Below are 13762 nucleotides of genomic sequence, written 5' to 3'. Positions count from 1 at the left end.
ATCGGCTCGCAGCAGAAAGGTCCCGCCCCCGAATCGACAGGGCGGGGCCTTGCGACGCGGAAAGCCTCACGGGGCCAATGCGTGCCGCCGAGTTGGGTGATCGAGCTCGGCCTTCAATGTGGCTTCCAGCACATCCTTGAACATGTCCCTCAACGTCGCCTGGACCTGATCCACGGACTGAAATTGATGCTCCTTCACCAGTTCCTGAATCGCTTGCTTGCTCCAAAATTTCTCCGCCATTACGTATTCCCTCCGAAATTGAATTATCTAGTATGCCCCATTTGAATCCATTTCAAAGGTTCCACGTTTCATTTTACAGACCTATATGAATTTGTCCCTTATACAGACTGAGCAGTGTGGCCCTATTCATCGTTTCCCACCACAATGGCTATATCAAAGTACCGCTAAAGATCTTATGGTGTATTGGTTTGTGTTCCTCCACATCGAAATGATTGCCTGTGATGTCGGATGCAGTTCCATGTCGCCCCCTTCACATCCCCCCACCCCTTTCCACCTCCCCATGTCCAGAATCGGTTCAGAATCGATCGTTATAATAGTTCTTATGGCCTTATTCGCCTTTATTTGAGCGGGGGAAAAAGGAGGCATTCTGCATGGAATCCTAGAATTCGACAAAAAAATGAATCAATTGCAGAAACGGCAGTCGTTTCATGATAGGACTTTAGAAGGAGGAATAATTGGTGTATAGAAGAAAGCCCGCCAGAAAAGCAATAGCGATCGTTCTAACGCTGATGGTGTTTATGTCGCTTCTGCCGAATCCGTTTTTCGGATACGTGTATGCGGCGGACGATAAGAAGGACTTGGAGGTCAGATTCGGGGCAGGAACACGGATTGGGAACCTGTCCTATGAGGCGGAGAACGCATTCTTGAACTTTTATCATAATCAGACGCCCGGTTTCGTTCAGACCATAACCTCCCCGCATCATCGCACAGGCGATTGGGCAGGGGGCGATGTTTTATTGGGATCGACCGACCAAGATGGCGACGAGACGGCCACGGTACAATTTCAAATCAAGGTGAAAGACAATCCCGTCCTGAAAGCTCTTGCTCAAAGCGGGCACGCCGAAATTTTGTTCGGCTATAATCGGATTTATTACCATTCCGGGGGCGTATGGCCCTTCGACTGGAAGAGAAACAGTACGATCCGCTTCGAGTTGAATGACCAAACCCGGCTGTACGCCACCACTTCAGGCGACGAGGATGACGTAGGCCCCGGGAGCGGGTCCGCAATCATTAATGAAAATTCCGTCATTAAGATAACGGTAACCGGCGGGAGAAGAAAGGACGGCGAATCCCCGACGGGTGCTTCGGGGGTGTACATCAAGTTCCAAGACAAAACCCGTCCGACCCTGACCGGCTACACGTTCGACGGCAACGGGGCGCAGCGCCAGAACAATGCGGGCCAACGGGAGCTGTACGTCAAGCAGGATGAAAACATTACGCTGGCTTTCGACTTCAGCGAGCCGGTTATGACGACGGCGATCGACCCGCAAAACAGCGACTACTTTTTGCGCCATCCGCTGTTTGTGAATCCGGACGGAGACGGTCTGCCGGCTGCGGGCCAGCCGCAATATTTGAAAAACATTACGTTTGACGCCAATACGCTAAAGACGGTCCACAGCAGTATCGCTTACCAGTACAAAGGCGTCAAATACCATCACAGCGGCAACAATGCGCTGGAGCCCAAAGTGTTCGGTCCGACGACGAATGTCGCGCCGATCGACCAGTCGCTGGAGGAGAAGCTCAGGGGCGCCGTTCTTACGGATGCCGCGGGCAATTTGGCCGACATTAACTGGCCCGCCACTTCGTTCTCCCGAAAAGCGAGCAACGCCAGCAATATTTACCTGAGAGGCAAATCGGTCGATCCGTTCAACCCGAATGCCGGTCTCCGGGTGATCGTCGATGCGGTTGCGCCCAAATATTCGAAAGGCGCCAACGGCATCCAGCCGGAAATATTGACCGGATCGACGGTCAATAACGGTGACGTCATCCTGTTCACCGTCCAATTATCCGAGGAGACGGTCGTGAAGAACGGCTATCTTCTGGAAGATACGTTCCTGAAATTCAACAACGGCATGAAAGCGAGATACGATTCCGGTGCGGGCACGGCCAATTGGACGTTCAAGATGACCGTCGATCCCGGCGTCGCCGTGGAGACGCCGCTGCTCAAAGTCATTGCCCTGAGCAACGAGGCCAAGCTGGACGATTCGGACTTATACGTCATCTATGACTATGCGGGCAACCCGCTTATTCAGCCGGCGGATTACGAGGGCATTCACCGGGACGGCAACGAAACGAACATCAACTCGAAGATCGATTGGGCCGGCTTGTCCATCGATAACACGCCGCCGGTTATTTCCTACCAATACGAAGCAGGCGGGGCGAACGATACGACTTACCTGAAAAACGGCAAAGTGACGATCGACGCCAACGATCCGCCGGTGATGGTTCCGTCTCTCGACCCGCTAACCGACCTGCGCGGCACGCTGCGGCCGAGCAACGGCATTTACCGGCCGTCCAACGTAACGGGCGCCGGATCGCCGGCCGTCGGACTGGTGTACTACACCTGGACGCGCTCCCCCGGCGACCCGTTCCAAGCCAGAACGGCGGATCAGAACGCGGCTGTCAAACGCTATTCGCTGTCGGCCAAGCAGCCGTCGCAGGAACTGTACCCCGACGAGTTTGCCGGACTGAACTTGTCCGTCGCCAACAACAAGACGAATATGATCGCTCCTCCGCCGGAAGCGTTGACCGAGCAAGGAAGCGGAGAGTGGTATTTGCATACGTGGACGGCCGACATGACGTGGGACACGGCCAGAGAACGGATGCAGTACGAGAAGATGAAGACTTACAAGCAAAACAACGCGGCGCAGTACGAAGCCTGGAAGCTGGAAAAGGACGGCTCCGACGCCGACAAGACGTTCTACGCCGATAACAAGGCGATGATGGCAGTCGGCCAGTATGGCGACGTTAACGTATGGCCGTTGGACGATTTCAAGCACGACGACTCCAACTGGACGTACAACCGGACCGTTCTGAAGCTGGACAATAGCGGACCGAGCATTTTGCTGGCTGCAACGAGCGGCGACAAAACCGCCAATGTCCAAGCGACCATCCAGATGACGGACGAGCACAGCGGCCTCCAAAACGGCTGGTACGCCTGGGTAAAGGCGGGCAGCACTCCGTTGGCTTGGAACGAAGCCGTCCTGACCGGCGGTCTCGTGACGGTATCCACGCTCAATGAAGTGGCGGAGGACGGCCAATATTCGCTATATGCGAAGGCGGTCGATTTTGCCGGGAACGAGCGGATCGTCAATTTGACCGAAGCGAACCCCGTCACGGTCGATTCGACTAGCCATGTGAAAGGCCGCTTCACGCCGATTCCCAACACCGGCTATACGAAAAGCACGGACGTCGTGTTCCACCTCAGCGGCCTGTCGTCGATGAGCGTAACCGGCGTGACGTATGTGACTTATGCGACGTACGGACCGAATAGCCTGTCCGGTCTGACCGGTACGGCACCCGTCGTCTCTTATGCATTCAGCGCCAGCTCGGTTCGTCCGGAGAGCGCGTCCGCGTACACCGTTTTCCAGTCTTGGAGCGATGACCCGCTTACGGGCGAGCGCAACTATACGATTCCGGCGGATTCGTCCAAAAACGGCATTCACTATATCCATATCCAGGTCAAGGAAGCGAATGCCGACCGGTACTACTATTTTTCGATCGCGTATTATTTCGATAACCAGCCGCCTGCGGTGACGTTCAGCAAGCAGTCCGTGCCGTACCCGCAAGCGTCCCACGCCGTGACGGTGACGGTAACCGAGCCATACAGCACGAACGGACTCCGGCAGCGGTACCAATGGGTAAAAGGGGACGCTCCGCCGCCATCGGCCAGCTCCGAATTGTGGATCGATCTTCCGGCCGGAGGGCTGGTCGTCATTGACGACAAAGCGCTGCTGCCCGGGGAAATCGCCGATTTCCGGCTCTATGTCCACGCCGTCGACGGTGCCGGCAACGAGACGCTGACGGCCACATCGGGCCAGTTCAAAGTATCCCGCGCGGGAGGGAAGGACGATCCGCCCGCTCAGACGACGTCGGACCTGATCTATTTGTACGGAGATGCCGATGACGGCTATACGGCCATCGTCAAGCTGGGGCTGGATACGATCGATAAAGCCGGTTATGCGTACTCCATGTCTCCGGATGGGGGGGATAGCTGGGCCAAGTGGCGTCCGTATACGAACTTCGTGGCGGTGAAGGTGCCGACCGGCGACGTCTCCAAGCTGAACATCCAGGTGAAGTACAAGACGCCGGGAGGCTCCATGAGCGCGCCGCAGAAGCTGGACGTCAAGGCCGTGTCGGTCGAACAGCCCGTCTATGCGCTGGCTGCTCTCAGCACGACCCGTCCGGTGCATCCGACGATCGGCGTAGGGATCGACGTGACGCCGCCCTTAGGCATTAAGGTCGTGCCGTCATCGGTCAATCCGTCCGTTCCGGTGCGCAGCGGCAACAAATTTACGGTAAGCGAGAACGGGACGTACAGCTTCGATCTGACCGATACGAGCGACGCGTCGCGCAAGGACACGCTCTACGTCGTCGTCGACAACATCGACGGCATACCGCCCATGGCGTCGGTCAGCATACTCAATACGGCCCCGACCAACGGCAGCGTTCTCGTACAGCTTGAACCGAGCGAGCCGGTCAAGGTTACGAATCACGAGGGGCCGATCTATACGTTTACCGAAAATGGCAGCTTTACGTTCCAATTTCTCGATGAGGCGGGCAACAGCGGCACGGCAAGCGTAACGGTGGACAATATCCGCAAGGAAAAGCCCCGGGCCAAGATCGTCCGTTCCTACGCCTACGGGGAGCTGGGCAGCCAAACGTTCGGCACGATTCGCGACGGCAACGGCAGCGTGCTGCTGTCCTCGGGCGTAACGCTGGCCGTCGAGAAGGAGGACCCGCAGGCGGAGGACATTACCGTCGTCGGCGGGCAGGCGAGCGTCGTGTTGCAGCAGAACGGTTCGGTTTCCTTTACGGTAGCCGACCGGTTCGGCAATACGGAAGTGCTGCGCGAAGAGGTGCAAACGATTGTGTCTGCACTGCCCGAGCCGGAGCAGATTACGTATACGTTCGTCGACGAGTCCGGCAATCCGCTGCCGGAGGAGCAGATTGCGACCATTGACGGCAAGCGTTACGCGAAAGGAAAAGTAAAAGCGACCATCGTCGGCCGAACGTCCGCTCCGAATGCGGTGTTCTCCGGTACGTCCGCCGTTGAGGAGAACGGGGTGTACCAAAACCGGATCAGCGGTCCAGACGGAAGCTATACGTATTCCCGTTTTTATTCGGCCAACGGCAGCACGGCCGTCGCTTTGTCGGACTTGCTCGGCAATGTGACGAAAGTTCCGCTAACCATAGAAGGAATTGACAATAAAGCGCCGGAGCTGGTCCTTGGCCAAGCAACTGTCGCCATCGCCCAGAACAAGCCGGGCTTCGACTTCCGCACCGATCTGGGCGGCTTCCGGGTAAGCGACAATGTGTCCAAGCCGGAGCGGATCGCGGTGACGATAAGCGGGCTGGACCTGGGCAAGCTCGGGAGGCAGCGGGTCGCCTATAAGGCGGCGGACGAAGCGGGCAATGTCGCGACCGTCTATCAGGACGTGGTCGTCGTCGGCGAGACGGGCATGAGCATTATGGCGGACGGGGTACTGATCTCCGCATCGTCCGGCGAATCGGCGCTATTCGACCGCAACAAGCTGACGTTCCGCGTGACCGGCTTCGACCGGATGGACGTGAACGGGCAGGAGCGCGTCAACGAGTGGGCTACGTACGATTTGATGTACCAGTCGGGACTGTACCGCGAAGGGCAAATGAAATATATCGCGGAGCGGGTCAGCTACCAGGATCTGCTGAACGGGCAGTTTGCCGTGACGTTTCCGCAGACGGGCTGGTATACGATCATCGTGCGCAACCAGGAGCGGGAGCGGGAATATGCGACGTTCTTTATCGGCAGAAAAGAATAGCAGGCTACTCTTCATTCAGAAACAGGAGGCGCTCAGGTGAAGCTCGTCAATAGGACGCTAGCACTCTTACTTGTTTTTATACTTCTTGCAAGCTCGCTGACCGGCATCACGACGGTGCTCGCCGCGGAGGCGAGCACACCGAACAAGACGGTGCTGCAAAACGATTTCATTAAAGTTACGGTCGACAACGGCACCGGCCGCTTTGGCATCCGCACCGTGGAGGGCCAGCCGATCCGCAAAAACGACCAGAACGTCAACATGCTGTTCCGCGGCGACGATCCGGAAACGTCCTTCACGACGTTCCGGATCGACGGAACGGATTATATTTTCGGCAACCCCTACAAATTCGCCGCCAATTTCTTCTCGGAGATTACGAAGCCGCGTATTGTCGTCAATTCGGACGGCACGCAGCAGATCGAGACGGTGTGGAAAATCAAGGGCGTCGAGATCAAGCAGGTGTTGATGCTGTACTTGTCATCCGCGGACAAGACAAGAGCCGGCAACGTCAATGTGCGCTATGAAGTGTTGAACCGCAGCGGAGCCCAGGTCGAGCTCGGATCGCGCATATTGCTCGATACGATGGTCGCCGGCAACGACGGACCGGAGTTCCAGATCGGCACGGCGTACAAAGTGCCGCTGATGGTCGAGCGCAAGCTTGTCCATAATCCCGAAGCGGACCCGAACATCTCTGAGGAGGACCGGGCGCTGTATAAGCTGCCTCCTTACTGGGTCATGCGGGACAAGCTGGATTTGTCCAACCCGCTCGCTACCAATGTGGTGGCGTACGGCTTCAACAATTTTGCCGAGAACAACATCCATATCGTCGACGAGATGATCGTGGGCCATTGGAACGGACTCGCGAACACCAAATGGGATTACACGCCGAACGGCAACCTCGATTTCACGAGGGATACGAACGATTTCGGCACGGCCGACTCCGCGGTTGCTTTTTATTGGAAGCCGAAGCCGCTGGCGAACATGGCCGCGCAATCGTTCGAAACCGTATACGGACTGGGAGAGATTATCGAGCCGGACAAGGCGTTCTCCATCCGTTTCATGGACACGGCGCAGCAATTGGCGACGCTCGGGGACAACAGCGATTATGCCGACGAGGGCGTGTTCGATATTACCGCCGAGGTGGAGAACCTGGCGATGTTCAATATGGAGCATACGGACATCACGGTGCAGCTGAGCTTGGAAAGCGGGCTCAACTTCGTCAAGCTGGACGAGGCTGGGAAGATCGTGCGGGACAAGAACGGCAAGGTCGCGACCGAAGCGTACCGCAGCAAGGAGCTGCAGTTCATCAAGCCCGCTACGCCGGAGGAGGCGGCTCAGGGCATCAAGCCCAAATACAAGCCGGGCGATACGATTGTCGCTTCCTTCAAGGTGCAGGCGAAGGGCAAGCCGTGGCCGACTACGAAGGAATACTTGATGACGGCGAGAAGCCCGGAGACGCAAGGCAAGGTCGAGGGCATCGAGGACGAGAGCATCAAAGCCCAATACGAGTCGAGCAAGGCGAATTTTATCCTGCTGCCGCCGATCGGACAGGCGGCCGCCACTTACGCGTACGGGCTTTCGCCCAAAGAGCTGTTCAGCAGCGACGTAAAATATTTGACCGTCAACCTGACGAATATCGAGGCATACACGGCCGGCAGCGCCAATGCCGAACCGAACTTCGATCTGTTTTTGAAGGAGAAGCTGACCGGCAAACGGTACAAGGTTCCGGTAAAGGAGTCCGTCATTCTCCAGCCTTCGGACGACGGCTTCTCCGGAGACATGCGCATCACCTACCGCGGCGGAGCGCTGGTCGACAGCGCCGGCAACGTACTGCAAGGCGGATTGGGGGCCGATCTGCCGCTCGGCGAATACCAGGTCGAGATCGTCTTTAAAGGCGAAACCGGGGGCGATGCGGAGATCGCCGCCATGTATAACATCACGACGAAGCAGACGTTCAGCGTGACCGACAATCCGCAATCCCGCATCCGGGAAGCGGGACTGCTGGCCGTTTACAAGCAGAAGGTCGATTTATCCCACGTGACGCCTTCGATTGGCGGCAATCTGCTGAAGGAAATCAACGAAGCTTTCCCTGGAAAGCCTTTTGCCAGCGGCACCGACTTGTACAGCGCCGTTACCGTTTATAAGTCGGCCAAGCAGTACGTAGGCGCGGCCAGCAAGGCGCTGGACCCGAAATTCAAGCTGAATGAATTCCTGTCCGACGATTCCTTGAAGGAGGTTCCGGCCTACCAGTACCGGCTGTTCGACTCGCAGCAGGAGTACGACCGCTTTTTTGACGAGACGGACGCGCGCGGAGAACCGGTCCGAGAAATGCTGGTCAACGTGCGCGGCATGATCAAGCAGGTCGGCACGGGTACGGATCAGCAGGTTGTCGTTGACACGAAAACCGAGCCGGCGATCATTAACGATTCCGTCGCGTACAAAGGCAAGGATATGGTATTCGTTCGGGGCAAGCTGGATATTTTCAATGCTGCCTCGGGTGTGAACGGCTACAATACGATGCCGTTTTTCGACACCTTGTTCGTCAAGGGCGAAGGGACGCTCAGCGTGGCGGGCAGCGGCTTTATTTTCCACCAGGGCGAATGGACGCTGGATTTCTTCAACGGTTTCAACAAAACGTTGGGCGAAGGCTACGTCATCGAGAATCAAATATTTCCGGACAGCGAAGACAACGAAGAGGACGACAGCCTGAACGGCACGCTCAGCTGGGCGGTGGGGGCGCTTGGCGACCGGCTTAATCCGCTTCGCCAGCTCATGCTGACTCACGTGTACTTTAACAAGCAGAGCTTATTCGCGCCGCCGAGCTTCTCGATTTCCGGCTTCGGTTTTTCCTTCAACGATTTCATCCTGCGGCAGGGCGGCATTTCGTTCGGCGGCAAGCTTTCGATGAAAATTGTCGATGCCGAGGTGCGCAACGTCATTTTTAACAGCAAAGGGTTCGTGGGGGTGGACGCGGGGTTGAAGTTCGACCTGAGCAAAGACCTCGGCCTGTTCGAAGCGAAGAAGAAGGACGGCAAAAAAGCGGACAAGAAGGGCGCAAGCGGCGAAATCAACGTCGTTCACTACGTGCAGGACGTGCCGGACGTCTCGAACCGGTACGGAGTGAAGTTCAAGGCGGACATTAAAGCGCTGGAAGTGCAGGCGGAGCTTTCCTTGAAAAAGGTGGCCGACGGCCGCATCCTGCCCGACGTAATCGCCTTCGGCACGACGCTCGGCAAGCCGGGGGTGCTCATTACGGGAGCGACTTACTTGACCGCCGTACGCGGTGCGGTGCGCGAGCTGGCCGACACGATCGCTGGGGGCACGAGCAAGGACCCGTTCCCGCTCGTTGTCCAAGCCGGCGTCAGCATGCGGTTCGGCATCGCGCCGGCATACCATTTCGGCGATATCGACATGACGGTGAAAAGAACGGGCATCGCGCTGCAGGGCAAGCTCGACTTCTCCGTCAAGATGGACCCGGATAAGAAGGATCTCGTGCCGATGATCAGCAAGGCGCTGCTCGAAGCCCAATGGGTGACTCCATGGTTCGTACGGCTGCAGGCCGAGGTGGACATCGGCGGCTGGGATGTCATCGTCGGCAAGGCGGGCATCTTCGTCGGACAAAATCTCGAGAAAAACAGAACGGACTTCGAAGGCTATCTGGGAGCCAAGCTGCAAATACCGAGCGGCGTGCCCGTCGTCGGCGGCTTGCCGCTGGCCAGCGTGTTCTTCGGCATCAACAACGATAAAATATGGGGCAGCGTAGGCATCCTGTTCATCTCGCTCGGCGTTACGTACTACTGGGGCGGCGGCGTCGAATTCGGCACCTCGGGCGAAGGATTGCCGGAAGGCTTCGTTCATTTGCTGGTGGAAGATCCCGAGCGCGGCCCGCAGCTGCTCGTCATCGGGCAGGGAATGGAGACGATCGCGACCTCGCGCATCGATACGGAACAGCAAACCCACGAGATCGTCTACCGCGATGTAGCGGAAGGCGTCAAAATTCTCGACAACGGTTCGCTGAACATGGGAATTGGCGGCATTAACGCGAAAAACGGCGGACGCGTGCACGAAATACCGCTGGATGCGGTAACCGGCAACGCGCTGATCGAAATTGAATACGAGAGCAAGGACATGCCGGCTTTTACGGTCAAAGACGCCGCAGGCAGGTCGTATCCGGTCGTATTCGACGACAACAACACGAACCCGCAGGCCAACGCGTTTCATCAGATTGTGTCCAGCAAGGATAGCTCCAGCAAAGTCGATATTAAGCGGGCGTATGTCATCGTTCCGCAAAGCCAGGCCAAGCTGGGGGGCAAATGGACGCTGACCGCGGTATCCCCCGTGGAAACGCGGCTGCTGAACGTGCCGGTCGGACCGGAGCTGAAGAGCGTAAGCCTGGCCAAGAACAGCTCCGACGCCAACGTGTTTACCGCGGGTTGGAGCGTGGACAACGCGAAGGCGGGCGACACGGTCAATCTGTACTTGACGAAGGATGCGGTTTCGACGGCAACGACGAAGCTCGCGGACGGCAAAGAAGTGCTGGAACCGGGCGAACCGGGCTTGCTGATCGCCAAAAATGTGCCTGTGGCGCAGGGCGGAGACGTTACGGGAGTGACAAGCAGCGGCAGCTATTCCATCGATGTGACGCGGGTTCCGCTGCTCGGCGATACGGAAGACATTCGCGGCCTGCTGCAGCAGGGAAGCTACTATGTGCGCGCCGAGCTGAAATCGAACGCAGGCTTCGGCACGAAGACGTCGGTCGAGAAATTCGATATCGTCGACCCGCTGGCGCCTGCCGAAGTAAGCGAAGTGGACATCAAGCCGGCAGGCAACGGCTACTTCGCGCTTTCCTTCAAGCCGGGCGCGCCGCGGCCGGGTCAAGAGCCCTTCGAGCGCAGCTACCGGATCGAAGCGCTGCAGGAGGCGGGCGGCAAGCTGGCGGCTTATCCGAACTTTGCCGAGCAGCTGCTGACCGAAGCCGAGCTGGCCGGTCATTGGAACGCGGCGAGCGGCAAGTACGAAGGCATCCCCGTCGGCGGCTGGACGGCGATGTCGACTTCGGACGAGATCAATCAGGGAAGCTTGAACGGAACGACGCTCGATTTGAAAAACGTAACGTACTCCGGCCTTAAAGTCGGCGAAGAGTACGTGATCGGCGTGACGGCGGCGACCAAGCCGCCGAAGGACGCCGACAAGCATGAGAATGTGCATTACGCAGGCAGGATCGACAGCGGCAAGAAGCTGCTGCCGGTGCCGGCCAAGCCGAAGCTGAAGACGGACGAGGCGGCAGCCGCCGTCTCGATCGCAGCGGCAGACGGAACTAGCGGGTTCGATCAGCCGGCTTATATCGAGCGGCTTACGAATAAAACCGAGCAGACGATCGACGTTTCGTCGGATCAGCGGAACGTCGTCGTGGAAGCTTTTTACGCCGAGCAGTCTCTCGGTTCCACGGCTTTGACGAATACGGCGAACGGCAGCCGCGGGACGCTCCGCTTCGACCGGTTCAAGACGGACGGCCCGTATGCCATTGAGCTCGTTTCGACCAACACGGACACGGGCGATGTGTCGGTAACGATGCTGTACTTGACGGTGGACACGAGTCCGCCGATCCTGTACATCGACGAGCCGTCGACCGGAGTCCGGTCGAAAAACGGACTGATTACCGTTTCCGGCACAACGTCCAACGACGCGGTCCTGACGGTGAACGGAACCCGGCTGACGGTTGCGGACGACGGAAAGTTCAGCGGTCAGGTGAACGTATCGGGCGCGGAGCCGGCGGTGACGCTGGCCATCGTCGCCCGCGACGGCGCAGGCAACGAGAACCGCGCCGACGTGTCGGTGACAAGCGACTCGTTCCGTGTGCCGGTAGCCCTCGTATTCAAGAGCGCGAAGACTCTTCAGCCCGGCGAAAAGGCGGCTATCGAGCCGTATTTGCGCGTTCCAGACGGCAAAGACGGACAGGGCAAGCCGAAATTCAAGGAAATCGCCGTGCCTGCCGAGGACCGCAGCCGGTTGAGCTACGAGGTGACGACGGGCGATGCGATAAGGCTGGAGAAGGACGGCACGATGACCGGGCTGAGCGTCGGCTCGAGCCTGATTACGGCCCGATACGCCATCTCCGATAGCGTCTCCCTTGAGGGAATGCTCGCGGCTTCCGTCGAAACGTCCAAGCCGGCCGGCCTGGGGGCGATCGACGCCTACACGGCCGCAGTGACCGGAAACACGTCCCGCACCAAGGTCGTTATCCGTTCGGCCGGAGATTTGACCGGACGCCAGCTCGTTTACCGCGTGTATCCGAATCGCTCGGAAGCGGTCATTCCGCAATGGAATCAGGACATCAGCGCATGGAGCTTCCTGCCGCAGAACGGGGAGATCGCCGCAAAGTCCGGCGATACGGTCATCGTGGCGACGAGAGCGTCGTCGACCAAGCGGGCCGACGCCGCAAGCGGCTTGCTGACCGCGGCTATTTGGAGCGCTGCGTCTCCAGGCATCGGCGGCGGAGGCGGTGGAGGAGGCGGCTTCCCGTCAGCGGGCAAAAGCGGGCTCACCGTCAACGGGCAAGCTGTCGAAGCGGAGCGAAAGGGAGACGCGCTGACCGCCCGCATTAAGGCAAAAGACGCGGCTGCCGACGCCGGCAGCGATATCGTGGTAGCCATGAATGACGCGTCGGTCAAAAACTATACGTTCCGCTTCGAGCGGGAGATCGGGCAATGGGCTGTCCGCAATAAGAAACATATTGTGATCGAGCTGCCGACAGCCCGCCTGGTCATTACGCCGGATATGCTGGCCGGAATGAAGGAGGAGCTCGAAGTCAGGGTCGCTCCGAACGGAGAGGCGGAGCTCGCTGCGCTGAAGGGGATAGCCGGCTCCGTGGAAGCCGCTTTGCTGGCGGACGGGCAGGGCGTAACCGTCGAGACGAACGTGCCGGAGGCGAATTGGAACTCTTATCTGGCTCTGCGGCTTCCTGTTCCGGAAGGATTGCAGCAAGGCGACATAACGGCGGTTATTACCGCAAATGCGGACGGAAGCTGGACCCCGGTGCCCTGGAGGCTCGATGAGGGCGAGGGGCAGGCTTACGTCGATGTACGCCTGACCGGCAGCGGCAGCGTTGGCTTGATTCGCAATACCAGAACGTTCGGCGACGTGGCTGCGGATTTCTGGGGCAAGGCGGTTATCGACGAAGCGTCGGCGAAGCTGTTCGTGCAGGGCAAGCAGCCCGACCGCTTCGATCCGGAAAGCCGCATTACGCGAGCGGAATACCCGACGCTGCTGCTTAGGGTCGCAGGCTGGATGAGCAAGACCGGTACGGCGAGCTTCCACGATGTGAGCGAGAACGATTGGTTCGGCCGCAGCGTGTCGGTGGCCGCCCGTATGGGTATCGTGAACGGGCTGGAGGATGGCCGCTTCGCTCCGGAGGCGACATTGTCCCGGCTGGAGGCGATGACGATGGCCGGACGGCTTCTGAAGGCGCTCGGCATCGGCGAGGAGATCGGGGAAGAGGAAGTCGAGCGTATTCTGGATGCTTACGGAGACAAGGAGCAGATTCCGGATTGGGGGAAAATTCCGGTTGCGCTCAGCATCAAGGCGGGCATCATCGAGGGGGATAACGGTCTGATCCGTTCCGCGGATTCGCTGACCCGGGCCCAAGCCGCCGCAATCGCCACCCGGCTGGACCGTTATATAACGGGCAAATAAACATTGAGGATATTAACGAAGGCGGTGCATAG

At 58.6% G+C, this 13762-nt stretch carries 3 protein-coding genes; 2 read left to right on the top strand and 1 reads right to left on the bottom strand.

From position 1 onward, the window contains the following. Positions 1–66 precede the first annotated feature (66 nt). Positions 67–240: a hypothetical protein gene (locus tag ABD796_RS22605; RefSeq protein WP_344912115.1), complete on the bottom strand. Its 174-nt coding sequence runs from the start codon at positions 238–240 to the stop codon at positions 67–69. 458 nt (positions 241–698) lie between these two features. Here ABD796_RS22605 and ABD796_RS22600 point away from each other — a divergent pair, with 458 nt between their 5' ends. After that, the gene (locus ABD796_RS22600) at positions 699–6041 is read left to right on the top strand and encodes a hypothetical protein (protein WP_344912112.1); all 5343 of its coding nucleotides are present in this window, start codon (positions 699–701) and stop codon (positions 6039–6041) included. A gap of 36 nt (positions 6042–6077) precedes the next feature. Continuing rightward, positions 6078–13730, top strand: coding sequence for an S-layer homology domain-containing protein (locus ABD796_RS22595; protein ID WP_344912110.1), 7653 nt, complete (start codon positions 6078–6080; stop codon positions 13728–13730). Positions 13731–13762: the final 32 nt, after the last annotated feature.

Origin of the sequence: Paenibacillus hodogayensis, from assembly GCF_039536325.1 — a bacterium.
GTDB lineage: Bacteria > Bacillota > Bacilli > Paenibacillales > NBRC-103111 > Paenibacillus_AB > Paenibacillus_AB hodogayensis.
This window is presented reverse-complemented; position numbering and strand designations above follow the sequence as displayed.

Excerpts from the sequence above, each read along its gene's own strand:
- ABD796_RS22605 (WP_344912115.1), bottom strand. The coding sequence starts at position 240 with ATGGCGGAGAAATTTTGGAGCAAGCAAGCGATTCAGGAACTGGTGAAG.